This is a genomic window from Microvirga sp. GN3 (assembly GCF_055792825.1).
The window spans coordinates 16,923-41,904 of the sequence record NZ_JBVVAK010000025.1; the positions used below are offsets into that span (position 1 = coordinate 16,923).

Genomic DNA, 24,982 nt, shown 5'->3' on the forward strand with positions numbered 1-24,982 from the left:
TCGGTCCCGAATGCGCGATCAGCGGCAGTAAACGTTGCCGTAGACGTCCTGATACGTGCCGTAGGGGCAGGCCGGGCGAGCCGGAGTGGTTGCCGCGCCGACGATCGCGCCACCGGCAGCACCGATGGCCGCACCCGCCAGAGCGCCGCTGCCACGGCCCGTGGCTGCACCGCCAATGGCCGCACCGGCAAGGCCGCCGATCGCCGCGCCACCGACTGCGCGCTCGCCGGGGGTATTGCAGGCTGCCATCGAGAGGGTGAGGGCACCGGCGGCAATGGCTGTCATGATCTTCTTCATGGAGGCTTCCCTGTTGTTGAGCGGGCTGTAGGCTGCCCATTCCTGTTTAGCTTGACCTTACGCTGTCGCCAACTCCCGGGAGGAGAAAGAGTTCCTCCCCATTCCGGATAAGCTGTCGAAAAATTTTCAAATTCGGCCGAGGCTAGAATCGAGGCCGCAAAGCCAGGCAGCGTAGAGGGAACACGGTCAAGCTTGAACGTTTTCTGAACAAATATGCGGCCTGCGGAGCCACATCTTCGCCTTATTTGGCCGTCACCGACCGCGCCTTCCGATTTATGCCGGCTGGAGTCTCGGTTTGACTTGGCAACATCTGCTCAGACCCCTCGCGATTGCGTTTCTTGGTGCCGCGGCACTGATCTTGGCTGCAGAGGCCCGGGCGGAGGGAGGGAATGCCGATAACGTCATTTCCCCCGACAAGGCCGAGGAATTCCTGAATGCTGCGGCCGCCGAGGCTGCAGCCGTCGCCGAGGAAGAAACCGCCGCGGCAGCCGAGTCCGAGAAGCCTGCGAAGGCCGCCAAGGGATCGGACAAGAAGAAGCCAAAGGACAACTCTATCGCGGCCAAGGCCGACAAGGCTCAGGATGGCAAATCCCAGTCCAAGAATGCCGTAAAGGCTGCCGCTTCGTCGGACGAAGAGGAGGCTGGCAACCAGACCGCTTCGCTTCCATCAACGCCAATGGATGCCAGGCTGAAGCTCCGGCAATCCGACGCCGTTCGTGGCAATGCGATCAAGCCGCTGATCGTCCGCTATGCATCCGAGAACGGCTTGCCCTATGAGCTGGCGGATGCCGTGATCCGACTCGAGAGCCGCTACAATGCCGGCGCCCGCAACGGCCCGAACATGGGCCTGACCCAGATCAATGTCCGCACTGCGCAATCGCTCGGCTATCAGGGTCCGGCAACGGGCCTTCTCGATGCGGAAACCAATCTCCGTTACGGTTTGAAATATCTTGCCAAGGCGTACAAGCTCGCCGGCGGTGACACCTGCGGCACCATCCTGCGCTATCAGTTCGGTCACCGCACGCAGGCCATGACGGGTGCATCGCGCGCCTATTGCGCCAAGGTGAAGGTGTTGACGGCCGCGGCCGATTAACCTTCGGCCTTGACGCGGGGCTGCCTTTTGCACCACATCCCTACCGTCAGCTGGCCGGGCGGCCGCTTCGAGTTCATCTCGGGGAGGAAAGTCCGGGCTCCATGGAAGCAAGGTGCCGGATAACGTCCGGCGGGGGAAACCCCAGGGAAAGTGCCACAGAGAGCAGACCGCCCCGCAAAGGTTCTCGGATCTCGGGGTAAGGGTGAAAGGGTGCGGTAAGAGCGCACCGCGGACGCAGCAATGCGGACGGCAAGGTAAACCCCACCAGGAGCAAAACCGAATAGGGACGACAGGCGTTCGCGCCAGGCCTGCTTCCAGGCTCGTCGTCCGGGTTGGTTGCTTGAGGCGGTCAGCGATGACCGTCCCAGAGGAATGGTCGCCACGTCCAAGGTCTTAGACTTTGGGCTCTACAGAACCCGGCTTATAGGCCGGCTGACCCCATCTTTCCACAGGCCTGAAATTTGCAGGAAAGCGGAGCAAACCTTTGCTCTGCTTACGATTCATTAACCGTAAATGCGTCTCATGGAGAGAGCATGCCATGAGGCGTGTGCTCCACCTCCGTTCCGTTGACGCCCATAGTATCCCATGTTATCCCAAATCATCCCGTCGACGGTGTCTTCCGAAGGGGGCGTCAAGCACTCAAGAAATGCTGACACCCTGCTTCTGAAAGTAGCGTCATCACCGGCTGCGGGTGGCGGATCCTCAAGATCTGCCTTGGGGCTGACAATCAGGAGCGTGCGAGCTGCGGCCAATGAACCGCTTCGTGTCCAATTTCACCAACAAGTTGGATTCGAAGGGTCGCGTCTCGATCCCAGCATCCTTCCGGGCCGTGTTGGCCAGGGACGGATTCGAGGGGCTCTACGTTCATCCGGCGCTGGATGCGCAGGCCTTGGACGCAGGCGGCAATACGCTTCTGAACGAGATCGATGCGTTCTTGTCGACGCTGTCGCCCTATTCGGACGAGCGGGATCAGCTGTCGACGGCGTTGTTCGGGACAAGCGAGATTCTGAAAGTCGATCCGGAAGGGCGTGTCATCCTGACGGATACGGTAAAAGTGCATGCCGGGATTGGCGATACGGTGACGTTCGTCGGACTCGGTCACAAGTTCCAGATTTGGGAGCCCGAGCGTTTCCGTGCGCACTTGGAGGAGGCGCGCACGAAGGTCCGAGACCTGAAGAAAGCATTGGGAAGTCGAGTTATGGAGCCAAGGTTAGTGCAGAACACCTCACCAGGCGTACGGGAACGATGATGGGACGCGGCGACGGCCCAGGAGCCGGAGCCGCTGGCGGACCGTCCCGTCACGTTCCTGTTCTCCTGGAGGAGGTGTGCACGGCGCTTGATGTGAAGCGCGGCGGCACATTCATCGATGGCACGTTCGGCGCCGGCGGATATACCCGCGCCATTCTCGATGGGCATCCCCAGAACAAGGTTGTTGCGATCGACCGCGATCCCGATGCGATCACGGGCGGGGCTTCCCTTGCCGTCAAGTTCAAGAAGCGCCTGATGCTCGTTCCCGGTCGCTTCGGCGATCTCGATGAACTTGCGCAATCGCAGGGTTTCGAGAGCGTCGACGGTGTCGTGCTCGATATCGGCGTGTCGTCCATGCAGCTCGATCAGGCCGAGCGCGGCTTCTCGTTCCGCAACGAGGGCCCGCTCGACATGCGCATGGAGCAAAGCGGCCCGAGCGCGGCCGATCTCATCAACGAATCATCCGAGGCCGAGCTTGCCGACATCTTCTACCATTACGGCGAGGAGCGTCGCGCCCGCGCGGTCGCCCGCGCCATCATCGAGATGCGCCGCCGCCAGCCGTTCGAAACCACGCGCCAGCTGGCCGATCTCGTCGCCTCGCTGATCCGGCAGGAGCCTGGCGGCATCCATCCGGCGACACGCGTGTTCCAGGGCCTGCGCATCGCGGTCAACGATGAACTCGGCGAATTGGTGCGCGCGCTGCACGCGGCTGAGCGCATTCTGAAGCCCGGCGGTCGTCTCGTCGTCGTCACGTTCCATTCGCTCGAAGACCGCATCGTGAAGCAGTTCTTCGCTGCCCGTACCGGGCGCGCGGCCACCGGCTCGCGCCATCTGCCGACGGCTGCCGCACCGGAGCCCACTTTCGATGCGATCACCAGAGGTCCTGTTGGACCGAGCGAGCAGGAAATGGCGCGCAATCCGCGGGCGCGTTCCGCGAAGCTGCGGGCCGGTGCACGCACCGACACGCCGCCGCAGGAGCCTTTGAGCGCCATCACCATGCTGGCCGAGCTGCCGCAGACGGCTGAAAAACGGGGAGGGCGCCGATGATCCGGCTGCTCCACATCATTGCGATCTCTGTTCTCATCGCATCGGCAGGCTATGCCTATTCGATCAAGTACGACACGCTCTATTATGCCGAGCAGGTCGCGAAGCTGAAATCCAAGGTGCAGCGCGAGCGCGAAGCCATCGCGGTGCTGCAGGCCGAATGGCAATATCTCGACCGCCCCGACCGTCTGCAGGAAGCCGCCGACAAGCATCTCGATCTCCAGCCCCTGAAGATCCAGCAGCTCGCGCGCCTGTCCGACCTGCCGAACCGTCCCTCGCGTGAGGACGAGATCGGCCGCAAGCTCGAAGCGCTCGGGCTTCTCGGGCCGACATCGACGCCGAAGGACAAGAATTCGGACGCCCGCACCCCGACGACCCAAACCCCGAGACGGTGAGCCTCGTGTTGCAAGAGCCCCAAACCGAATGGCAGGATAAGAAACCCATACAGAAACGTGGTGTGCTCGGTCACGCCCGCGAGCTGTTTCGTCTGCGTCACGACAAGAGCACATCACGCGTCGGCCTTGCGGCGGCCTGCTTCGTCGGACTGTTCAGTCTCATTGGCGGACGCCTCGTCTATCTCGCGGTTACCAGCGAGAACACCAGCGAGATGCGCCGCGTCGCGTCTTCCGAGATTTCCGCTGCGCGTCCCGACATCGTCGACCGCAACGGCGAGATCCTCGCCACTGACGTGAAGATGGTCTCCGTCTTCGCCGAGCCGCGCAACATCGTCGACAAGGACGAGGCGGTCGAACTCTTGACCGCCGTTCTGCCCGACCTCGACGCCACGGATCTGCGCAACAAGCTCGGCACCAAGAAGGGCTTCGTCTGGGTCAAGCGCGAGATCACGCCGCGCCAGCAGGCGGAGGTGCATCGCCTCGGCATTCCCGGCATCGGCTTCCTGCCGGAGAACAAGCGCGTCTATCCGAACGCGGAGGCGGCCGCGCACGTGCTCGGCTTCGCCAACGTGGACAATGTGGGCATCGCCGGCATCGAGAAATACATCGACAGCATGGGCCTGCAGGATCTCAACGGTGCAGGATTCAACATCTCCGCCGCCGACCTGAAACCGATCCAGCTTTCCCTCGATCTGCGCGTGCAGCACGCGCTGCGCGACGAGCTTGCCAAGGGCATGGCGAAGTTCAAGGCCAAGGCCACCGCCGGCGCGATTCTTGACGTCAACACCGGCGAGATCATCGCCCTCGTGTCGCTGCCGGACTACGACCCGAACAACCCGGTCGATGCGCTCGACAAGGACCGGATCAACCGCATCAATGTCGGCGTGTTCGAGATGGGTTCGACCTTCAAGGCCCTGACGGTCGCGATGGCGCTCGATTCCGGCAAGTACAATATCAACTCGACCTTCGATGCGCGCTCGGGCCTGCGCTATGGCCGCTTCACCATCGGCGATTACCACCCGACGCGGCGCGTTCTCAGCACGCCGGAAGTATTCGTGCATTCTTCCAACATCGGCACCGCGCGCATGGCGCTCGGCATCGGCGTTGAGGGACACAAGACGTTCCTGCGCAAGATGGGCCAGCTCTCGCGTCTCGAAACCGAGATGCCGGAAAACGCCCTGCCGATCATTCCGCCGCGCTGGGGCGAGCTCAACACCATGACCATCGCCTTCGGCCACGGCCTCGCGGTCGCACCGCTCCAGGCGCTCATGGCTGTCGGCGCGCTGGTCAATGGCGGCGTGCTGATCAAGCCGACCGTTCTCAAACGCAACGAGGCCGAAGCGCGCCAGAACGCGCTGCAGGTTCTGAAGCCCGAGACGAGCGAGGCCATGCGCTATGTGATGCGCCTCAACGCATCGACCCCGGAAGGCTCGGCGGGCTCCGCCTCCGTCGCGGGCTTCTTCGTCGGCGGCAAGACCGGCACCGCCGAGAAAGTGATCAACGGCCGCTACGCCAAGAACAAGAACTTCACCACCTTCACCGCCGTCGTTCCGGCCGACAAGCCGAAATACGTGTTCCTCACCATCATGGACGAGCCGCAGGCGGTGGAAGGCACCTATGGCTTCTCGACCGCAGGCTGGAACGCAGGCCCCGTGACCGGCAACGTGATCGAGCGCGTGGCGCCGCTGCTCGGTGTGCCGCCGCGCTTCGAGCCGCCGGCGCAGCCGTTCCCGCTGATGTCGCGCCTCGGCGCCTGGGGCAGCAACCGATGAGCGCGCGGACCATGCATCTCGGCGATCTTGTCGATCTGGCGCAGGGGCATGAGCATGCCCCTCTCGCCATTTCGAAGATCGCTTCCGACAGCCGCAAGGTGGAGCCCGGCACCCTGTTCTTCGCCATGCCCGGCACGAAGGTGGACGGCATGAGCTTCGTGCCGCAGGCCGTGGCGGCAGGCGCCGTCGCCATTGTCGGCGAGGCGGAGCGTCCGTCGGACCTGTCGGATCATATCGCTTATGTTCAGGTGGACGATGTGCGCCGCACGCTGGCGCTTGCGGCCGCACGATTCTATCCGAAGCAGCCGGAAAAGATCGTCGCCGTCACGGGCACCAGCGGCAAGAGCTCGGTGGCCGATTTCGCGCGCCAGCTGTTCGCCCATCTGGGACACAAATCCGCCAGCGTCGGCACGCTCGGCATCATCACGTCGGATGGAGCGGCCTATGGCTCGCTCACGACGCCCGACCCGATTTCCCTGCACGAGAGCTTCGACCGTCTGGCGAATGATGGTGTGACCCGGCTTGCCATGGAAGCCTCCTCGCACGGCATCGATCAGCGCCGACTCGACGGCGTGCATTTGGATGCTGCGGGTTTCACCAATCTCGGCCGCGATCATCTCGATTACCATGCCACGACGGAAGCCTATGCGGCGGCGAAGATGCGCCTGTTCGACACTCTTCTGCCAGGCGATGCGCCTGCCGTCATCAACGCAGACGGGCCTTATGCCGATGTCTTCCTGCAAGGCGTGCGGAATCGCGGTCTGAAGCTCGTCACCACCGGCAGTATGGGCGAGACGCTTCGTCTCGTCGAAGCCCGCGCAGAAGGTTTCACGCAGGCGCTGACAGTCGAGGCCTTTGGGAAAACCATCCGGACGACCCTGCCGCTTCTCGGAGCCTTCCAGGTTGAGAACGCGCTTGTCGCCGCAGGCCTCGTGCTCGCCGTCGAAGGCGAGAGCAGGGCGGCAGAGGTGTTCGAGGGCTTCAAGTCTCTCAAGGGCGTGTCCGGCCGTCTGGAGCAGGTCGGCGAGGTGGACGGTGCCATTTGCATCGTCGATTACGCGCACAAGCCTGATGCGCTCGCCCATGTGCTCGATGCCCTGCGTCCCTTCGTCAAGGGACGTCTCGTCTGCATCGTCGGCTGCGGCGGCGATAGGGATCGTGGCAAGCGCCCGCTCATGGGACGCATTGCCTCCGACAAGGCGGATGTTGTCATCGTCACGGATGATAATCCTCGCTCGGAAGACCCGGCCGCAATCCGCGCCGAAGTTCTCAAAGCTGCGCCCGGCGCCCGTGAGATCGGCGATCGGGCTCAAGCCATCCGCACGGCCGTGAACGAGCTTCGCGGAGGCGATATTCTGGTCGTGGCCGGAAAAGGCCATGAAACGGGCCAAATCATCGGCGACCGGACCCTGCCGTTCTCGGACCACGACGAGGTCCGGGCGGCCATTGCGGAGAGGCAGGGATGAATTCGCCCCTTTGGACACGAGACGAGATCGCAGCCGCCACCGGCGCCCGCATCGGCGCCGGCTTCGCGAAAGGCACAGGCGCGTCCATCGATACGCGCACGCTGGAGCCGGGCGATCTCTATTTCGCCATCAAGGGCGACGTTCATGACGGGCACGATTTCGTGCGGGCCGCGCTGGATAAAGGCGCATCTGCCGCCGTCGTGTCAGAGGAAAAGGCTCCTGCCTTTCAAGGCTCCGACAAGCTCATCGTCGTGCCGGACGTACTCGAGGCCATGCGCCAGATGGGCCGTGCCGCGCGCAAGCGCACCGATGCGAAGATCGTTGCCATCACCGGCTCCGTCGGCAAGACCGGCACGAAGGAGGCCATGCGCCTCGCATTGTCGCGCCAGGGCGCGACGCATGCGTCGGTCGCGTCCTACAACAATCATTGGGGCGTGCCGCTGACGCTGGCCCGGATGCCGCGCGAGACCGCATTCGGCGTGTTCGAGATCGGCATGAACCACGCCTACGAGATCTTGCCGCTGACCGGCATGGTGCGCCCGCATGTGGCGGTGATCACGACCGTCGAGCCGGTCCATATCGAGTTCTTTCCCTCGCTCTGGGGCATCGCCGATGCCAAGGGCGAGATCTTTTCCGGCCTTGAGCCCGGCGGCACGGCGGTGATCAGCCGCGACAACGCCTATTTCGAGCGCATGCGCGCCCATGCCTCTGCATCCGCGGCAGGCCGTGTGATCACCTTCGGCGAGCACGAGGCGGCGGATATCCGCGCTCACCGCATCATCGTGAAGCCCGATCATTCCGTGGTCGATGCCACGATCTTCGGTCAGCCTCTGACCTACAAGATCGGCACGGCGGGTCGGCACATCGCGCTCAATTCCTTGAGCGTGGTCGCAGCCTCCCACGCGCTCGGCGCCGATCTTGCGCTGGTGGCGCTCTCCTTCGCCGAACTCAAGCCCCCGGTCGGGCGCGGCGAGCGGACCATGCTCACCATCGGCGACGGTGAGGTGCTGCTGATCGATGAGAGCTACAATGCCAATCCGGCCTCCATGCGCGCGGCACTCGCCAATCTCGGCGCCGTCGAACTCGGCCGCGGCGCGCGGCGCATCGCCGTTCTCGGCGACATGAAGGAATTGGGCGAGACGGGTCCGCGCCTGCATGCGGAACTCGCAGAGGCGATCGAAGCGAACAAGATCGACTTGCTGTTTGCCGCCGGTCCCCTGCTGAAAAGCCTCGTCGATGCTTTGCCGAAGGCGAAGGTCGCAGCATATGCACAGACTTCCGCCGAACTGGTCGATGCGGTCTGCGCGGCTGTGCGTCCCGGTGATGCCGTCACCGTCAAGGGCTCGCTCAGCATGAAGATGGCCCTGGTTGTCAAAGCTTTGAAAGACCATTACGGCGCGAGCCCGACCGCCCACGCGCTGAAAGGATGATCGATGTTCACCTGGTTGGCTGAGCTCAGCCCTTACTTCAGCCCCCTCAACGTCTTCCGCTACATCACGTTCCGCACCGGCGGCGCGACCGCGACCGCCATGCTGATCGTCTTCCTGTTCGGCCCGTGGATGATCTCGCTCCTGCGCCTGCGCCAGGGCAAGGGCCAGCCGATCCGCGAGGACGGGCCGCAATCGCACCTGCTGACGAAGCGCGGCACGCCGACCATGGGCGGATTGATGATCCTCGCGGGCGTGCTGATCTCGACCCTGCTCTGGGCGAATCTCGAAAACCATTATGTCTGGATCGTTCTCTTCGTCACCGTGGGCTTCGGCGCCATCGGCTTCTATGACGATTATCTGAAAGTCACGAAGCAGTCGCACAAGGGCTTTTCCGGCCGCTCGCGCCTTGCCATCGAGGCGCTGATCGCGGCCCTTGCCTGCATCGCGATTTCCTACATGGCGACGCCCGGCCTTGCCAACAAACTGGCGCTACCCTTCTCGAAGGACCTGATCTTCAATCTCGGCTGGTTCTACATCGTCTTCGCCGGCTTCGTCATCATCGGCGCCGGCAACGCGGTGAACATCACCGACGGCCTCGACGGCCTTGCCATCGTGCCGGTGATGATCGCGGCAGGCACCTTCGGCTTCATCGCCTACCTGTCCGGTAACGCGGTGTTCTCCAACTACCTGCAGATCCATTTCATCCCCGGCACCGGCGAGTTGGCAGTGCTCTGCGGCGCGCTCATCGGCGCGGGGTTGGGCTTCCTCTGGTTCAATGCGCCGCCGGCTCAGATCTTCATGGGCGATACGGGCTCGCTGGCGCTCGGCGGCATGATCGGCACCATCGCGGTCGCGGCCAAGCACGAGATCGTGCTTGCCATCGTCGGCGGCCTCTTCGTGCTGGAGATCATGTCCGTCATCATCCAGGTCACGTCGTTCAAGCTCACGGGCAAGCGCGTCTTCAAGATGGCGCCGATCCACCATCATTTCGAGCAGCTGGGCTGGACCGAGCCGCAGGTGGTGATCCGCTTCTGGATCATCGCCGTCGTGCTCGCGCTCACCGGTCTCGCCACCCTCAAGCTGCGGTAAGACGCATGATCCCCGTCACCACCTTCGCTGGCAGAACGGTCGCGCTCTTCGGCCTCGGCGGCTCGGGGCTCGCGACAGCGCTTGCCCTGAAGGAGGGCGGGGCGCATGTGATCGCCTGCGACGACAACCCGGCAAAGATGGCCGAGGCCAACGCGAAGGGCATCGAGACCGCCGACCTGCGCAAGGCCGACTGGTCGCGCTTCTCATCCCTCATCCTCTCGCCAGGCGTGCCGCTGACCCATCCCGAGCCGCACTGGTCGGCGACGCTGGCGAGGCAAGCCAGCGTCGAGATCATCGGCGACATCGAGCTGTTCTGCCGCGAGCGGGCAAAGATCGCCCCGAATGCGCCCTTCGTTGCGATCACCGGCACGAACGGCAAGTCCACCACGACGGCCCTCGTCGCGCATATCCTGCGCGAGGCCGGCCGCGACGTGCAGATGGGCGGCAACATCGGCACCGCGATCCTGTCGCTCGAGCCGCCGTCGGACAGCCGCATCCACGTGGTCGAGTGCTCCTCGTTCCAGATCGACCTCGCGCCGTCGCTCGCGCCGACGATTGGTGTTCATCTCAACCTGTCGCCGGATCACATCGACCGGCACGGGACGATGGACCTCTACGCGGCCATCAAGGAGCGACTGGTCGCGAGGGCGGGCCTCGCCGTCATCGGCGTCGACGACCCGATGAGTCGTGCGATTGCCGATGCCTGTGCGGCGAAGGGTGTGAATGTCGCCCGCATCTCGGTCGAGCCGTTAAGCGGGAAGGGCGTCTTTGCGGACGGTGAAACGCTTGTCGGCGTGACGGATTCCGACGCTGCTCCCATCGCCAATCTGTCGGGCATCGGTTCTTTGCGCGGTGCACACAATGCGCAGAACGCCGCCGCGGCAGTCGCGGTCGCTTTGGCGTTGAATGTTTCTCCGGAGCAGATCCGCTCCGGCCTGCAGACCTTCCCTGGCCTGCCGCATCGCATGGAGGAGGTCGGCCGCATCGGATCGACCCTTTTCATCAACGACTCGAAGGCCACCAACGCGGATTCCACCGAGAAGGCATTGAAGTCCCTCGACGACATTTTCTGGATCCTCGGCGGCAAGGCGAAGGAAGGCGGCATCGAGCCGCTGACATCCTATTTCCCGAAGATCCGCAGGGCCTATCTCATCGGCGCGGCCTCGGATGAGTTTGCCGAGACGCTCGGCAGCGCCGTTCCCCATGTCCAGAGCGGCACTCTCGATAAGGCTGTGGCACAGGCGGCAGCGGATGCCCAGGCGCTCGGTAGCTCCGCCGTTGTGCTGCTGTCGCCGGCCTGTGCGTCCTACGATCAATTTCCGAATTACGAAGTGCGCGGAAATCATTTCCGCGATCTGGTCCGGGCGTTACCCGGCATCGAAGCCAAGGGGGCTTAGACATGGTGTCACGTGCGGAACGCTCGGCCTTCGGCGATTGGTGGTGGACTGTCGATCGTCTGCTCCTCGCAGGTCTCGCCATCCTCATGCTGGCGGGCCTTGTCTTCCTCATGGCGGGCGGCCCGCCTGTCGCAGAGCGGCTCGGCCTCTCCACCTTCCACTTCGTGAACCGGCAGGTGATGTTCCTCATCCCGGCGCTCGCGATCATGATCCCAGTCTCGTTCCTGTCGCTTCGCCACATCCGGCGTCTGGCGCTGCTGGTCTATGCGGTCGGCATGGTGCTGATCCTGCTGGCGTTCCAATACGGTCCCGAGATCAAGGGTGCGCATCGCTGGATCATGATCGGCCCGCTCGGCCTGCAGCCGTCGGAGTTCGTGAAGCCCGCTTTCGTCGTGCTCTCCGCCTGGGCCTTCTCGGAAGGCGCGCGGCGCAAGGACGTACCGGGCACCCTGCTGGCTTTCCTGCTTCTGCCCGCCACCATCATCCCGCTCATCCTCCAGCCCGATTTCGGCCAGACCATGCTCGTCACCATCGTGTGGTGCGGCCTGTTCTTCATCGCGGGCCTGCACTGGTTCTGGGTGATGGGCCTCGGCAGCGCCGGGCTTGTCGGCATTGTGGCGGCCTATGAATTCCTGCCGCACGTGCGTGCCCGCATCGAGCGCTTCCTCGACAAGGAATCCGGCGATACCTTCCAGGTCGACACGGCGATGGAATCCTTCTCACGTGGCGGCTGGCTCGGGCGCGGGCCGGGCGAGGGCACGGTCAAACGCATCCTGCCCGATGCGCATACGGACTTCATCTTCGCCGTGACGGCCGAGGAATTCGGCATCGTCGTGTGCATCGCGCTCCTGGTGGTCTTCGCCTTCATCGTGCTGCGCGGCCTGACGCTCGCGCGGCGCAGCGAGGATACGTTCTGCCGCCTCGCGGCCACAGGCCTCATCTTCATGTTCGGCCTGCAGGCCTGCATCAACATGATGGTGAACGTGCATCTCATGCCGGCCAAGGGCATGACGCTACCCTTCATCTCCTATGGCGGCTCGTCGCTTCTGTCGCTCGCGCTCGGCATGGGCTTCCTCATCGCGCTCACACGGCGGCGTCCGCGCGCCGAGATGATGGACCATTACGGCCAGGACAGGGCGCATTGATGAGCGCTCCTCTCATCCTCCTGACCGCCGGCGGCACTGGCGGTCATCTGTTTCCGGCCGAAGCGCTGGCGAATGCGTTGAAGGCCTCCGGCGCCAAGGTGGCGCTCGCCACCGACAAGCGCGCCAATGCCTATGCCGGCTCGTTCCCGGCCGACGAGATCGTTGAGGTCTCTTCCGCGACGCCCTCCGGCCGCTCGCTGCCGCAGATAGCGAAGGCCGCGCTGTTGCTGGGGCGGGGAACATTGAAATCGGCTTCTCTCATTCGGCAGATGAAGCCCGATGTCGTCGTCGGCTTCGGCGGCTATCCCACCGTGCCGCCGGTTCTGGCCGCATCCTTCCTCAAGGTGCCGACAGTGATCCACGAGGCGAACGGCGTAATGGGCCGCGCCAACCGCCTGCTCGCCCGCCGCGCCAGCGTGATCGCCACGGGCTTCGCCGACATCAAGGGCGTTCCCGCGAATGTGCCGGGCAAACTCGTCCACACGGGCAACCCGATCCGTCCCGCGGTTCTGGAGGCGGCGAAGCATCCCTATGCGAGCCTGACGCCGAACGGAAAGCTTCATCTCCTCGTGGTCGGCGGCAGCCAGGGCGCGCGGGTGATGAGCGATGTGGTGCCGTCCGCAATCGAAATGCTTCCACCGGATCTGCGCGCACGCCTCGTCGTCACTCAGCAGGCAAGGGGCGAGGATCTGGATCGGGTGCGCGAGCATTACCGGAATCTCAATGTGGAATTCGAGGCAGAGCCCTTCTTCAAGGACCTGCCGCAAAGGCTGGCCCAGGCCCATCTCGTGGTCTCGCGGTCGGGCGCCTCGACGGTGGCGGAACTGGCGGTGATCGGCCGCCCCTCGATCCTTGTGCCCCTGCCGGGCTCCCTCGATCAGGACCAGGCGGCCAACGCCAAAACCCTTGGAGATCTGGGCGCTGCCATCGTTTGTCCGCAATCGGACTTCACCCCTGAGCGCTTGGCAAACGAAATTCAGCTCTTTTTTCAAGAGCCTGACCGCTTGACCAAAGCCGCCGCCGCTGCACATAGCGCCAGGATTACGGATGCGGCGGAGCGTCTGGCGCAAGCCGTTCTTACCCTCATTCCTTCGAACAATAACGGAAAAAAACCATGAAACTGCCGCCGAAGCTTGGTCCCATTCACTTCATCGGCATCGGCGGCATCGGCATGTCGGGCATCGCCGAGGTCATGCACAATCTGGGCTACACGGTGCAGGGCTCGGACGCTGCCGACAATTACAACGTCAGGCGCCTCAACGATAAGGGCATCAAGACCTTTATCGGCCACAAGGCCGAGAATGTGGACGATGCGGAAATCGTCGTGGTCTCGACCGCGATCAAGCGCGACAACCCGGAGCTGATCGTCGCCCGCGAGAAGCGCCTGCCCGTCGTGCGCCGCGCCGAGATGCTGGCCGAACTCATGCGCTTCAAGTCCTGTGTCGCGGTGGCCGGCACCCACGGCAAGACCACCACGACCTCGTTGGTTGCGACTCTGCTCGATGCAGGCGGGCTCGATCCGACTGTCATCAACGGCGGCATCATCAATGCCTACGGCACCAATGCCCGCATGGGCGACGGCCAGTGGATGGTGGTCGAGGCGGACGAATCCGACGGCACCTTCCTGAAGCTGCCGGCGGACGTCGCCATCGTCACCAACATCGATGCCGAGCATCTCGACCATTTCGGCACGTACGACGCGATCAAGGACGCGTTCCATTCCTTCATCAACTCGATCCCGTTCTACGGTTTCGCGGTGATGTGCATCGACCATCCGACCGTGCAGGATCTCGTGGGTCGCATCGAGGACCGGCGCATCATCACTTATGGCGAGAACCCGCAGGCCGACGTGCGCATCATGGATGTCGATCCGCGCGGCGGACAGACCAAGTTCCGTGTCATGATCCGCGACCGCCGCCCCGGTTTCCGTCTCGAGCTGGAAGACCTCGTGCTGCCGATGCCGGGCGCCCATAACGCGCTCAACGCAACCGCTGCGATTGCCGTCGCGCACGAGCTCGGCGTCTCACCCGATGCGATCCGCAAGGCACTTGCCGGCTTCGGCGGCGTGAAGCGCCGCTTCACCCGCACCGGCGACTGGAACGGCATCACCGTGTTCGACGATTACGGCCACCATCCCATCGAGATCGCAGCGGTGCTGAAAGCTGCACGCGCCGCGACGGACGGACAGGTCATCGCCGTGGTGCAGCCGCACCGCTACTCGCGCCTGTCGTCCCTGTTCGACCAGTTCTGCACCTGCTTCAACGATGCGGATGCGGTCATCGTCGCTCCCGTTTATGCGGCGGGCGAGCAGCCGATTCCGGGCGCCGACCGCGACGGCCTCGTGTCGGGCCTGAAGGCGCGCGGCCATCGCAACGTGATGGCGCTCGAAAAGTCGGAGGACCTCGCAGGCCTCGTGAGGGGCATCGCACAGCCGGGTGACTACGTGATCTGTCTCGGGGCCGGCAACATCACCCAATGGGCCTATGCGCTGCCGGGCGAGCTCGAGCATCTGGGTGAGAAGGCTGCCTGATGTTTGCCGATATCGTTCCCGACCTGAAAGCCAGCATGCCCGAACTGCGCGGTAAGCTGGAGGCGAATGCGCCGACGGCGCCGCTGTCGTGGTTCCGCACAGGCGGTCCGGCGCAGGTGCTGTTCACACCGGTCGATGCGGACGATCTCGCATACTTTTTGCAGCACCTCGATCGCAGCGTGCCGGTTCTCGTCGTGGGCCTCGGCTCCAATCTTCTCATTCGCGACGGTGGATGGGAAGGTGTGATCATCCGTCTGGGCAAAGGCTTTGCCGATGTGTCGGTTGAGCCGGGGCATCGCGTGCGTGCCGGCGCCGGCGCGCCCGACGTGAAGGTGGCGCGCGCGGCGGCTGAGGCTGGCATCGCTGGTCTCTCGTTCCTGCGCGGCATTCCCGGTGCCATCGGCGGGGCGCTGCGCATGAATGGCGGCGCCTATGGCGGCGAGACGAAGGACGTGCTCGTCGAGGCGAAGGGCGTCACGCGGACCGGTGAGGCGGTGAGCTTTACCAATGCGCAGATGGGCTTCACCTATCGCCATTCGAGCGTGCCGGACGATGTGATCTTCACGGAAGCTCTCTTCGAGGGCCGATCCGGCAATCCGGACGAGATCCTCGCCGAGATGAACGCGATCACCGAGGCGCGTTCCTCGACGCAGCCGGTCAACACCCGCACGGGCGGCTCCACCTTCAAGAATCCGCCGGGCAGGAAGGCGTGGGAGCTGGTCGACGCTGCGGGCTGCCGCGGGCTTCGCATCGGCGATGCTCAGGTCTCCGAGATGCATTGCAACTTCCTGATCAACCATGGCTCCGCCTCCGCGGCCGATATCGAAGGCTTGGGCGAGGAGGTACGCCGCCGCGTCCGCGAGGCGTCGGGCGTGGAGCTCGAATGGGAAATCAAGCGGGTCGGACTGGCGAAGGCCTGATCCGAATCACTTAATCAATCATCCCGGCTTGCCGGGGCGCATGACGGGAGAGACCCATGGCGAAGCATGTTGCCATCCTCTATGGCGGCTGGTCGGCGGAGCGCGAGGTGAGCCTGGCGTCGGGCCGGGCCTGCTGCAAGGCTCTCGAAGAGCTGGGCTACAAGGTCACCCCCATCGACGTGCAGCCCGACATCGCCACCGTGCTTCAGGCCGTAGCGCCGGATGTGGTGTTCAACGCGCTCCACGGCCGTGTGGGCGAGGACGGAACCATCCAGGGTCTGCTCGAAATCTTAAGGATTCCCTACACCCATTCCGGCATTCTCGCCTCGGCGCTCGCCATGCAGAAGGACAAGGCCAAAATGGTTATGGCCGCGGCCGGTGTGCCGGTTCCCCGGGGCATGGTCGTTAACCGTTTGGAGGCGGCGAAAAGCCACGTCCTGCCGGCGCCCTACGTGATCAAGCCGGTCAACGAAGGCTCGTCCGTCGGCGTCATCATCGTCCGCGAGGACCGCTCCCATCCGCCCCAGGAACTGACCCGTGAGGACTGGGCCTTCGGCGAGCAAGTCCTTGCGGAATCATATGTTGCGGGCCGGGAACTCACCTGCGCGGTCATGGGTGACAGGGCCCTTGGGGTCATCGATATCCAACCCGCCACCGGGGTCTTCTACGATTACGATGCGAAATATGTGAAGGGGGGCTCCATTCACGTCCTCCCGGCAGAAATTAAACCGAATATTTACCAAAAGGTCCAAGAGTTGGCGTTAACGGCGCATCAAGCGCTCGGCTGTCGGGGAATCAGCCGCGCCGACTTGCGGTACGACGACACTCCTGAAGGAACCGGGGAACTCGTCGTTCTGGAGGTCAACACGCAACCCGGCATGACCGAGACGAGCTTGGTGCCAGAACTGGCAGCCCATGCGGGCTATTCATTTGGCGAGCTTGTGCAATGGATGGTGGAGGACGCTACCTGCAACCGATGACGGCCTACCCGGCCGGATTCGCCGTTGCGCGTTCTGCCTCCGGAGGCAGGGCGGCAGGTGCCTCCCACTTCAAGAAGCCCTCGCGAATCAAAAAGATCTTCGGCTCCTCGCGCAGCGTGCGCCGGCGCTCGGCGAGCGTCCCGCTCGAGCGGCGTCTTCCCCGCTTTCTCGGAACGGGCTTAGCTCTCGGCTTCTTCGGTGCTGTGGTCGGATTCGGTCTCTGGCAGGGTGGTCATATCGATGGCTTCATCCATGAGCACGGCGAGCCGCATCATGCCCTGGCCCGTGTGGTCGGCCTCGGCCTCGAGCAGGTGACGATCTCCGGCATCTCGCAGATGACCGAGAGCGAGGTTCTCGCAGCAGCGGGCATCAATTCCAAGCTGTCGCTGGCCTTCCTCGACGTGAGCGATCTGCGCGAACGCCTGGAACGCGTGCCGATGGTCAAGTCGGCGACCGTGCGCAAGCTTTATCCGAACGAACTCGTCATCACGCTCACCGAGCGCGAGGCGCACGGCATCTGGCAGCATAACGGCGAGCTCTTCGTCATCGCCGCCGACGGTACGGTGATCGACCTGATGCAGGACGAGCGCTACCTCGATCTGCCTTTCGTCGTGGGCGAGGGCGCCAACACCCGCAGCAAGGATTATCTCGCGCTGCTCGAAGCCGCAGGCCCGCTCAAGAGCCGCATTCGAGCCGGCACGCTCGTCGCCGGACGGCGCTGGACGCTCAAGATGGATAACGGCATGGACGTGCGCCTGCCGGAGCTCGGGGCCGCCGATGCGCTGGCCCGACTCGTGAAGCTCGAACACGAGCAGAAGATTCTGGAAAAGGACGTGTTGGCGGTCGATCTGCGCATGGCGGATCGTGTCGTCGTCCGCTTGACGGAAGAGGCAGCCCTGGCCCGCGCCGAGGCACTCAAGAAAAAACCAATGCGCGGCAAGGGGGTCGATACATGAGTCTCTCGGGTCACGGTTTGACGCCTCGCTTGAAGCCGCTGTCCGCGCGCAAGAGCGCCATCCTCTCGGTCCTGGATGTGGGCACGAGCAAGGTCGTCTGCGTCGTGGCGGAATTGAAGCCGGCCGACGAGGTCGAGTCGCTGCGCAGCCGCACCCACGTGGCGCGCATTCTCGGCATCGGTCATCAGCGCTCCATGGGCCTGAAGGGCGGCGTGGTCGTCGATCTCGAAGCCGCCGAAAGCGCGATCCGTCAGGCGGTTCACGCTGCCGAGCGCATGGCGAAGGTCGAGATCCAGTCGGTGATCGTCAATCTTACCGGCGGGCGTCTCGCGTCGGAGCATTTCGAAGCGCATATCCCCGTGCGCGGTGCGGTCAGCTCCGGCGACATTCATCGTGTGCTCGATGCCGCATCGAGCTACGACCTGCGTCGTGGAAGGACCGTTCTTCACGCGCTGCCGACCGGATTCTCGCTCGATCAGCAGAACCACATCGTCGATCCCGCCGGCATGATCGGCGAGCGTCTCGGCGCGGACCTGCACGTGGTCACCTCCGAGGCGGCGGCCGCACGCAATCTCATGCTCGCGGTCGAGCGCTGCCATCTCGGCGTCGAGGCCGTGATCGCCACGCCCTATGCGGCAGGTCTCTCGGCTCTCGTTGACGACGAGGCCGATATGGGCTGCGCGGTGGTCGACATGGGCGGTGGCACCACGAGCGTCGGCATCTTCTCCAACGGCCATCTGGTGCATTCCGATGCCATCGCTGTCGGCGGTCATCACGTGACCATGGACATCGCGCGCGGTCTCACGACCCGCGTGTCCGCAGCCGAGCGGCTCAAGACTCTCTACGGTTCCGCCATCACTTCGAGCGCGGATGACCGGGATATGATCGCGGTGCCGCAGGTCGATGAGGACGAACGTGACGTTCCGAATCATCTGCCGAAATCGCACCTCGTTCGCATCATCAAGCCGCGGGTCGAGGAAGTTCTCGAACTCGTGCGTGACCGGTTGAAGGGCGCGGGCTTTGCGGCCCAGGCCGGACGACGGGTTGTGCTGACGGGCGGCGCAAGCCAGCTCGTCGGGCTGCCGGAAACGGCGCGCCGCATCTTGCAGGGCCAGGTTCGTGTCGGGCGTCCGCTCGGCATCAAGGGTCTGCCTGAAGCGGCAAAGGGCCCTGCCTTTTCGGCAGTGGTCGGCCTCCTGGTTTATCCGCAGGTGGCACATATCGAGTATTTCGAGCCGCGCTCCAGCGGCTTGTTTCAGAGTACGGGAACCGACGGCTATTTCTCGCGAATGGGCCGGTGGATTCGCGAGAGTTTTTAAGACGAGTAACGCGTTGGCGCGGCGGGCCATCGTGATGAGTTCAAGTCAACAAGGGTCAGCGTCCGCCAAACGCTCATCAGTATAAAGGCCAGAAGAGGCACAGGTCATGGCTATCAATCAGCAAGCTCCGGACATCCGGGAACTCAGGCCGCACATCACGGTTTTCGGCGTCGGCGGTGCCGGCGGCAATGCCGTGAACAACATGATTGAATCCGGTCTCGAAGGCGTCGAGTTCGTGGTCTCGAACACCGACGCTCAGGCACTGGCCTCCTCAAAGGCTCAGCGCGTGGTCCAGATGGGCATTCAGGTCACCGAAGGCCTCGGCGCCGGCTCGCAGCCGGAAGTCGGCCGCGCGGCGGCTGAAGAGGTGATCGACGAGATCCGCGATCAGCTCGCAGGCTCGCACATGGTGTTCATCACCGCCGGCATGGGCGGCGGCACCGGCACGGGCGCAGCCCCTGTCGTGGCCCGTGCGGCCCGCGAACTCGGTATACTGACCGTCGGCGTCGTCACCAAGCCGTTCCAGTTCGAAGGCGTGCGCCGCATGCGTCTGGCGGAAGCCGGCATCAACGAGCTGCAGCAGGCGGTGGACACGCTCATTGTGATCCCGAACCAGAATCTGTTCCGTGTCGCCACGGAGAAGACGACCTTCGCGGACGCCTTCGCGATGGCCGACCAGGTGCTCTACTCCGGCGTTGCCTGCATCACCGACCTGATGGTGAAGGAAGGCCTCATCAACCTCGACTTCGCCGACGTGCGCTCTGTCATGCGCGGCATGGGCAAGGCCATGATGGGTACGGGCGAAGCGTCCGGCGAGAAGCGCGCCATCCGCGCGGCTGAAGCGGCCATCGCGAACCCGCTCCTCGACGACGTGTCGATGAAGGGTGCGCGTGGTCTGCTCATCTCGATCACCGGCGGCAACGATCTCACCCTCTACGAGCTCGACGAAGCAGCCACCCGCATCCGCGAGGAAGTGGACCAGGATGCCAACATCATCCTCGGCGCGACCTTCGACGAGAGCCTGGAAGGCATCATCCGCGTCTCCGTCGTGGCGACAGGAATCGACCATGCCATGCTGGAGAACGGCGGCGATCTGACGGCGACCGAGCAGCGCATCTCCGAAGTGGCCGAGCGCCTGCGCGCCGAGGCCCGGGCCCGCGCCACGACCACCCAGGTGACGCCAACTTTTCGTTCCGCCGCCCAGCCTGAACCGGTGAAGGCGGCTCCGATCCTGACCCAGGGCACGCCCGTTCTGGCTCCGGCCCCCGTTGCGGCTCCTGTCGCGGCGGCTCAGCCGGTCGAGTCCGCTCCGCAGCCCATGATTCGCGACGACGTGGTTCTCACGCCGGCTCAGCCCCGCCAGGCGGTGGCCTACGAGGCTCCGGCTCCGCAAGCGCCGATCTATGAAGAGCCGGTGGAGCAGGGCGCTTTCATCCCGCCGCAGGCGGAGCGCGCCATGCGTCCGGCCCGGATGCCGCGAATCGACGAGCTGCCGATGCCGGCGCAGAATCAGATCCGTGCCAGCCGTGGCGAGGAGACCGCTCATGAGCATAAGCCTTCGCTGATCCAGCGCCTTGCGACCATCGGCTTCGGCCGCCGCGAGGAGCCCCAGCACGCTCCGGCCGAGCCACGTCAGGAAGCGCCGCGTCAGGCCATGTCTTCGGTCCATGCCGAGTATGCCCGCCGGCCCATGCCGCCCCAGGCCCAGCGTCCTCAACAGGCCCCGATGGCCCCGGCTCCCCGGGCTCAGTCGGAAGACGATCAGCTGGAGATTCCCGCCTTCCTGCGTCGCCAAGCCAACTAAGCTTGGCCTGACGCCTGGTCATAGATGTTACAAAAGGCCCCCAGCCCGATACGGCTGGGGGCCTTCTTCGTTAAAAAATCATTAATATCAATGGCTTGCGAGTTATCCAAATTGTAACACAAAGTAAGAAAGCGTGATTTGGCCTAGCCTGACAGCAGGACTAAGGTGCCTCCACGTTAAAGGGGCAGCGCTAATGAGAAGCCTGCCGGTCGGAAGTCACAACGCAGCAACTGCACCTTCCCCGGCGAAATAGGCTCAGTTTGGCGACAAGGGTAGTTGAGGTTCAGGAATAATGAAGCAAAGCCAGCAAACCACGCTTCGCGCTGCCGTGACCCTCGTTGGAACCGGAGTTCATTCCGGGGATGAAGTGAAGATGATCCTTCATCCGGCTGAAGTGAATCATGGTATTGCTTTCCTCCGCACCGGCTTGCCGGGCGGCCTGGACCGACTGATCGACGCTCGGCATCTGGCGGTGACCGCCACCGAGCTTTGCACGGTGATTGGCGACCGCGATACGGGCGCGGTCGCCACCATCGAACACCTCATGGCGGCGCTTGCCGGCCTCGGCATCGACAACGTGCTCGTCGAGATCGACGGGCCGGAGGTTCCGATCCTAGACGGCAGCTCCGCCCCCTACATCGATGCCATCGACCAGGTCGGCATCGCAATTCAGGGCGCCACCCGCCGTTATCTGAAGGTTCTCAAGCCGGTCCGTGTCACGCAGGGTAAGGCGTTTGCCGAGCTTCTTCCCAATGACCGCGCCTTCCGCCTGGACGTGGAGATCGATTTTCCGACTCCGGTGATCGGTCGCCAGCGCAAGGTCGTCGACCTTTCTCCCTCCGTCTTCCGTCGTGAGATCTCCCGCGCCCGCACCTTCGGCTTCATGCGCGATGTGGAGAAGCTCTGGAGCGCCGGCTTCGCCCTCGGTGCCTCCCTCGAGAACACGGTCGCCATCGGCGACGACGGCATCATGAACCCCGAGGGCCTGCGCTATGCGGACGAGTTCGTCCGTCACAAGCTGCTCGATGCGGTCGGCGACCTGTCCCTCGCCGGTCTGCCGCTGCTCGGCACCTACCGGTCCTATTGCGGCGGCCACCGCATGAACTTCTCGGTGCTCGAGGCTCTGTTCTCGAACCGTTCCAACTACGCCATCGTGGACGCCATTCCGCGCCGCGAGACGGGCTATGCCGATATCGGCAACGTGGCGGCTTCGGTTCTCGCCCCCGAGATGCACTGAGGTCGCTTTCGGGCGGCACTCACCCCGCGGCGAAGCCCGAGCGCCCATTGGCCGCATGATGTCATGCAGGCTTTCTTAATTCCTGTTGGATAAAACCCTAACGTATGGGCTTGGCTCTGCCCCTATGCTTGGGCTAAAGAACCCTGGTGCATCGTTAAAACATCGGGCACGGTTTTTGGAGGACCGCGAGGCATGTCGTTCGCGAAGGCTTATGCAGGTATGAAAGGCGCGTCCGCCCGCGCTCTAATCCTTGGCGTCTGCGCCTTGGGGCTCGCGGGCTGCGAATCCCTTTCGTCGCTGAACCCGTTCGACAAGAGCGAAACCTACAAGCCCGAGATCGTGACGGGTGCCCCCGCAGAGGAGATCTATAACGACGGTCTCGCCCGGGTGCAGAAAGGCGATTTCGACGGTGCGGTGAAGAAATTCGCCAGCCTCGATAAACAGTACCCGTATTCCGAATGGTCCCGTAAGGGGCTGATCATGGAGGCCTACGCCAATTACGAGGGCGGCTTCTATGAGGAATCGATCACGGCATCCCGCCGCTATCTCCAGAGCTACCCGAACACGTCCGATGCGGCCTACGCCTATTACCTGATGGCGTCGTCCTATTACGACCAGATTCCGGACATCACCCGCGATCAGGAGAAGTCCGAGCGTGCCATCCTGACGCTGCAGGAGCTGATCCAGCGCTATCCGACTTCCGAATACGTCGCGGATGCCCGCAAGAAGCTCCAGGTCGCCAGCGACCAGCTCGCCGGCAAGGAGCTCGAGGTCGGCCGCTTCTACCTGCAGAAGCGCAACTACGCGGGCGCCATCAACCGCTTCCGCAATGTCGTTTCGCGCTATCAGACGACCCGCCACGTGGAAGAGGCTCTCGAGCGTCTCACCGAGGCCTATATGGCCATGGGCATCGTCAACGAGGCGCAGACGGCTGCTGCCGTTCTCGGTCACAACTTCCCTGACAGTCCCTGGTACAAGGACGCTCATGCTCTGCTGACCAAGGGCGGCGTCGAGCCGCGCGAGGATTCCCAGTCCTGGATCAGCAAGGCTTTCCGCGGCGTTCCCCAGGTCGGTCAGCGCACGGGTTAAGCTCACCTTCCATGCTGATCCAGCTGGCGATCCGCGATATCGTCCTCATCGACAGGCTTGAGCTTCACTTCCATGAGGGGCTGAGCGTCCTCACGGGTGAGACCGGTGCTGGCAAATCCATCCTGCTCGATGCCTTCGCTCTGGCCCTCGGCGGCCGCGGCGACGGCAGCCTCGTGCGCCATGGCGAGAACCAAGGCCAGGTCACGGCCGTCTTCGACTGTCCCCTCGACCATCCGGCCCGTCGCATCGCCACGGAGGCCGATATCGATGTCGACGGCGACCTGATCCTGCGCCGCGTGCAGGTGGCCGATGGGCGCACCCGCGCCTTCGTCAATGATCAGCCTGTCAGCGTGCAGGTGCTCAAGGCCATCGGCGCGACCCTGGTCGAGATCCACGGCCAGCACGACGACCGCGCCCTGGTCGATCCTGCGACGCACCGCACCATCCTCGATGCCTTCGGGGGCCTATCGGGTGAAATTCAGGCCGTGGGTGAGGCTTCGCGCCGTGTCCGCGAGGCGCGGCATGCCCTGCATGAGCACCGCAGCCGCATCGACAAGGCGCGCAAGGAAGCCGATTTCCTGCGCCATGCGGTCGAGGAGTTGACGACGCTCAACCCGCAGGCGGGCGAGGAGGAAGCCCTCGCCGAGCGCCGCGTGATCATGATGCAATCGGAAAAGGTGGCCCAGGACCTCAACGAGGCCTATGAGGTCGTCGCCGGCAACACGTCCCCGGTCAACGAGCTCTCGGCCGCCGTGCGCAAGCTGGAGCGCCGCGGCGCCCAGGCGCCGGCTCTCGTGGAGCCCAGCGTGAAGGCCTTGGATGCGGCGCTCGTCGCCATCGACGAGGCGAGGGCGGCCCTCGAAGAGGCGATCCGCGCCACCGAATATGACCCGCGCGAGCTGGAACAGACGGAGGAGCGCCTCTTCGCCCTCCGCGCCGCCGCCCGCAAGTACGACGTTCCCGCCGACGAGCTCGCCGCCCTGCGCCAGCGCTTCGAGGAGGATGTCGCTGCCATCGATGCGGGTGAGGAGCAGCTGGGAACTCTGGAGAAGGCCCTGAAGGAAGCCGACGAGGCCTATGTGAAGGCCGCCAAGGCGCTCTCCGCAGGCCGCAAGAAGGCCGCCCAGGCCCTCGATGCCGCCGTCCAGACCGAGCTGCCGCCCCTCAAGCTGGAGCGGGCACGGTTCATCACGGATATCCAGATCGACGAGACCAGCCGCGATCCGAGCGGGTTCGAACGGGTCGAGTTCTGGGCCCAGACCAATCCGGGCACCCGCCCGGGTCCTCTCATGAGGGTGGCTTCGGGCGGCGAGCTCTCCCGCTTCATGCTGGCCCTGAAGGTCGTGCTGGCGGACAAGGGCTCGGCCCCAACCCTGGTCTTCGACGAAATCGACACCGGCGTTGGCGGCGCGGTGGCGGACGCCATCGGCCAGCGCCTCGCGCGCCTGGCGGGGAAGGTTCAGGTCATGGCCGTCACCCACGCGCCCCAGGTCGCCGCCAAGGCCGGCAGCCATTTCCTCATCGCCAAGGAAGGCGTGCGCGGAAAAGAGGACCGGGTCGCGACGCGGGTCATTCCGCTTGAAGCGACCCCCCGTCGCGAAGAAATCGCCCGCATGCTTGCGGGTGCGACGATCACCGAAGAAGCCCGCGCGGCTGCGGCGCGGCTGCTGGAAGCCGCCGCGCACTAACCTCTACCTTCTTCATTGCCGAGTTGCCCACCCGGTGGCGGACATATCGTGCGAAAGGTGGATCCGGCTTTTCGCACGATATC

General features: G+C 64.3%; 21 protein-coding genes and 1 other RNA gene. 21 read left to right on the forward strand and 1 reads right to left on the reverse strand.

Features of this window, described 5'->3' with window-relative positions; genetic code table 11:
- Window positions 1-18: 18 nt before the first annotated feature.
- Window positions 19-297: a glycine zipper domain-containing protein gene (locus ACS5Q1_RS14215; protein WP_203443055.1), complete on the reverse strand. Its 279-nt coding sequence runs from the start codon at window positions 295-297 to the stop codon at window positions 19-21.
- 295 nt (window positions 298-592) lie between these two features.
- Between ACS5Q1_RS14215 and ACS5Q1_RS14220 the strand changes: the two genes are divergently transcribed.
- From ACS5Q1_RS14220 to recN, 21 genes are all read left to right on the forward strand, one after another.
- A complete protein-coding gene (locus ACS5Q1_RS14220) occupies window positions 593-1,390 on the forward strand; it encodes a transglycosylase SLT domain-containing protein (RefSeq protein ID WP_473098814.1) in 798 nt (265 codons plus the stop codon).
- 46 nt (window positions 1,391-1,436) lie between these two features.
- Window positions 1,437-1,830: RNase P RNA component class A (gene rnpB / locus ACS5Q1_RS14225), an RNA gene on the forward strand.
- A 311-nt stretch (window positions 1,831-2,141) separates the two neighbouring features.
- Complete coding sequence (gene mraZ / locus ACS5Q1_RS14230) at window positions 2,142-2,639, forward strand: division/cell wall cluster transcriptional repressor MraZ (RefSeq protein WP_114943002.1); 498 nt, start codon at window positions 2,142-2,144, stop codon at window positions 2,637-2,639.
- Complete coding sequence (rsmH, locus tag ACS5Q1_RS14235; RefSeq protein ID WP_473098815.1) at window positions 2,636-3,685, forward strand: 16S rRNA (cytosine(1402)-N(4))-methyltransferase RsmH; 1,050 nt, start codon at window positions 2,636-2,638, stop codon at window positions 3,683-3,685. The genes mraZ and rsmH overlap by 4 nt, the downstream gene beginning before the upstream one ends.
- Window positions 3,682-4,077 carry a cell division protein FtsL gene (gene ftsL / locus ACS5Q1_RS14240; RefSeq protein WP_473098816.1) on the forward strand — a complete coding sequence of 132 codons (396 nt, stop codon included), beginning with the start codon at window positions 3,682-3,684 and terminating at the stop codon, window positions 4,075-4,077. Before rsmH ends, ftsL begins: the two co-directional genes overlap by 4 nt.
- A 5-nt stretch (window positions 4,078-4,082) precedes the next feature.
- Window positions 4,083-5,849 carry a peptidoglycan D,D-transpeptidase FtsI family protein gene (locus ACS5Q1_RS14245; protein ID WP_473098817.1) on the forward strand — a complete coding sequence of 589 codons (1,767 nt, stop codon included), beginning with the start codon at window positions 4,083-4,085 and terminating at the stop codon, window positions 5,847-5,849.
- Window positions 5,846-7,315, forward strand: a complete 1,470-nt coding sequence (locus tag ACS5Q1_RS14250) for a UDP-N-acetylmuramoyl-L-alanyl-D-glutamate--2,6-diaminopimelate ligase (protein ID WP_473098818.1) — start codon at window positions 5,846-5,848, stop codon at window positions 7,313-7,315. Before ACS5Q1_RS14245 ends, ACS5Q1_RS14250 begins: the two co-directional genes overlap by 4 nt.
- Entirely contained in the window at window positions 7,312-8,745 is a 1,434-nt protein-coding gene (locus tag ACS5Q1_RS14255) for a UDP-N-acetylmuramoylalanyl-D-glutamyl-2,6-diaminopimelate--D-alanyl-D-alanine ligase (protein ID WP_473098820.1), read from the forward strand. Before ACS5Q1_RS14250 ends, ACS5Q1_RS14255 begins: the two co-directional genes overlap by 4 nt.
- A gap of 3 nt (window positions 8,746-8,748) precedes the next feature.
- Window positions 8,749-9,834: a phospho-N-acetylmuramoyl-pentapeptide-transferase gene (gene mraY, locus ACS5Q1_RS14260; protein WP_473098821.1), complete on the forward strand. Its 1,086-nt coding sequence runs from the start codon at window positions 8,749-8,751 to the stop codon at window positions 9,832-9,834.
- 5 nt (window positions 9,835-9,839) lie between these two features.
- Entirely contained in the window at window positions 9,840-11,231 is a 1,392-nt protein-coding gene (gene murD, locus ACS5Q1_RS14265; protein ID WP_473098822.1) for a UDP-N-acetylmuramoyl-L-alanine--D-glutamate ligase, read from the forward strand.
- Between the two features lie 2 nt (window positions 11,232-11,233).
- Entirely contained in the window at window positions 11,234-12,376 is a 1,143-nt protein-coding gene (locus ACS5Q1_RS14270) for an FtsW/RodA/SpoVE family cell cycle protein (protein WP_473098823.1), read from the forward strand.
- Window positions 12,376-13,494 carry an undecaprenyldiphospho-muramoylpentapeptide beta-N-acetylglucosaminyltransferase gene (gene murG / locus ACS5Q1_RS14275; RefSeq protein WP_473098825.1) on the forward strand — a complete coding sequence of 373 codons (1,119 nt, stop codon included), beginning with the start codon at window positions 12,376-12,378 and terminating at the stop codon, window positions 13,492-13,494. Before ACS5Q1_RS14270 ends, murG begins: the two co-directional genes overlap by 1 nt.
- On the forward strand, window positions 13,491-14,906 hold the full coding sequence (murC, locus tag ACS5Q1_RS14280; RefSeq protein WP_473098826.1) for a UDP-N-acetylmuramate--L-alanine ligase: 1,416 nt from the start codon (window positions 13,491-13,493) through the stop codon (window positions 14,904-14,906). The genes murG and murC overlap by 4 nt, the downstream gene beginning before the upstream one ends.
- The gene (gene murB, locus ACS5Q1_RS14285; RefSeq protein WP_473098827.1) at window positions 14,906-15,826 is read left to right on the forward strand and encodes a UDP-N-acetylmuramate dehydrogenase; all 921 of its coding nucleotides are present in this window, start codon (window positions 14,906-14,908) and stop codon (window positions 15,824-15,826) included. Before murC ends, murB begins: the two co-directional genes overlap by 1 nt.
- A gap of 56 nt (window positions 15,827-15,882) precedes the next feature.
- Window positions 15,883-16,806 (forward strand): D-alanine--D-alanine ligase, encoded by a 924-nt coding sequence (locus ACS5Q1_RS14290; RefSeq protein ID WP_473098828.1) that lies wholly within the window; start codon window positions 15,883-15,885, stop codon window positions 16,804-16,806.
- Window positions 16,773-17,762, forward strand: a complete 990-nt coding sequence (locus ACS5Q1_RS14295; protein WP_473098829.1) for a cell division protein FtsQ/DivIB — start codon at window positions 16,773-16,775, stop codon at window positions 17,760-17,762. Before ACS5Q1_RS14290 ends, ACS5Q1_RS14295 begins: the two co-directional genes overlap by 34 nt.
- Window positions 17,759-19,081, forward strand: coding sequence for a cell division protein FtsA (gene ftsA / locus ACS5Q1_RS14300; protein ID WP_203443069.1), 1,323 nt, complete (start codon window positions 17,759-17,761; stop codon window positions 19,079-19,081). Before ACS5Q1_RS14295 ends, ftsA begins: the two co-directional genes overlap by 4 nt.
- Before the next feature lie 106 nt (window positions 19,082-19,187).
- On the forward strand, window positions 19,188-20,885 hold the full coding sequence (gene ftsZ / locus ACS5Q1_RS14305; protein ID WP_473098830.1) for a cell division protein FtsZ: 1,698 nt from the start codon (window positions 19,188-19,190) through the stop codon (window positions 20,883-20,885).
- 292 nt (window positions 20,886-21,177) lie between these two features.
- Window positions 21,178-22,122, forward strand: coding sequence for a UDP-3-O-acyl-N-acetylglucosamine deacetylase (gene lpxC / locus ACS5Q1_RS14310; protein ID WP_473098831.1), 945 nt, complete (start codon window positions 21,178-21,180; stop codon window positions 22,120-22,122).
- Window positions 22,123-22,314: 192 nt separating this feature from the next.
- On the forward strand, window positions 22,315-23,211 hold the full coding sequence (locus ACS5Q1_RS14315) for an outer membrane protein assembly factor BamD (protein WP_473098832.1): 897 nt from the start codon (window positions 22,315-22,317) through the stop codon (window positions 23,209-23,211).
- An 11-nt stretch (window positions 23,212-23,222) separates the two neighbouring features.
- Entirely contained in the window at window positions 23,223-24,899 is a 1,677-nt protein-coding gene (recN, locus tag ACS5Q1_RS14320; protein ID WP_473098833.1) for a DNA repair protein RecN, read from the forward strand.
- Window positions 24,900-24,982 lie beyond the last annotated feature (83 nt).

Coding starts and splice junctions, on each gene's coding strand:
- ACS5Q1_RS14215 (WP_203443055.1), bottom strand. CDS start 297: ATGAAGAAGATCATGACAGCCATTGCCGCCGGTGCCCTCACCCTCTCG.
- mraZ (WP_114943002.1), top strand. CDS start 2,142: ATGAACCGCTTCGTGTCCAATTTCACCAACAAGTTGGATTCGAAGGGT.
- rsmH (WP_473098815.1), top strand. CDS start 2,636: ATGATGGGACGCGGCGACGGCCCAGGAGCCGGAGCCGCTGGCGGACCG.
- ftsL (WP_473098816.1), top strand. CDS start 3,682: ATGATCCGGCTGCTCCACATCATTGCGATCTCTGTTCTCATCGCATCG.
- ACS5Q1_RS14250 (WP_473098818.1), top strand. CDS start 5,846: ATGAGCGCGCGGACCATGCATCTCGGCGATCTTGTCGATCTGGCGCAG.
- ACS5Q1_RS14255 (WP_473098820.1), top strand. CDS start 7,312: ATGAATTCGCCCCTTTGGACACGAGACGAGATCGCAGCCGCCACCGGC.
- mraY (WP_473098821.1), top strand. CDS start 8,749: ATGTTCACCTGGTTGGCTGAGCTCAGCCCTTACTTCAGCCCCCTCAAC.
- murD (WP_473098822.1), top strand. CDS start 9,840: ATGATCCCCGTCACCACCTTCGCTGGCAGAACGGTCGCGCTCTTCGGC.
- ACS5Q1_RS14270 (WP_473098823.1), top strand. CDS start 11,234: ATGGTGTCACGTGCGGAACGCTCGGCCTTCGGCGATTGGTGGTGGACT.
- murG (WP_473098825.1), top strand. CDS start 12,376: ATGAGCGCTCCTCTCATCCTCCTGACCGCCGGCGGCACTGGCGGTCAT.
- murC (WP_473098826.1), top strand. CDS start 13,491: ATGAAACTGCCGCCGAAGCTTGGTCCCATTCACTTCATCGGCATCGGC.
- murB (WP_473098827.1), top strand. CDS start 14,906: ATGTTTGCCGATATCGTTCCCGACCTGAAAGCCAGCATGCCCGAACTG.
- ACS5Q1_RS14290 (WP_473098828.1), top strand. CDS start 15,883: ATGGCGAAGCATGTTGCCATCCTCTATGGCGGCTGGTCGGCGGAGCGC.
- ACS5Q1_RS14295 (WP_473098829.1), top strand. CDS start 16,773: ATGGATGGTGGAGGACGCTACCTGCAACCGATGACGGCCTACCCGGCC.
- ftsA (WP_203443069.1), top strand. CDS start 17,759: ATGAGTCTCTCGGGTCACGGTTTGACGCCTCGCTTGAAGCCGCTGTCC.
- ftsZ (WP_473098830.1), top strand. CDS start 19,188: ATGGCTATCAATCAGCAAGCTCCGGACATCCGGGAACTCAGGCCGCAC.
- lpxC (WP_473098831.1), top strand. CDS start 21,178: ATGAAGCAAAGCCAGCAAACCACGCTTCGCGCTGCCGTGACCCTCGTT.
- ACS5Q1_RS14315 (WP_473098832.1), top strand. CDS start 22,315: ATGTCGTTCGCGAAGGCTTATGCAGGTATGAAAGGCGCGTCCGCCCGC.
- recN (WP_473098833.1), top strand. CDS start 23,223: ATGCTGATCCAGCTGGCGATCCGCGATATCGTCCTCATCGACAGGCTT.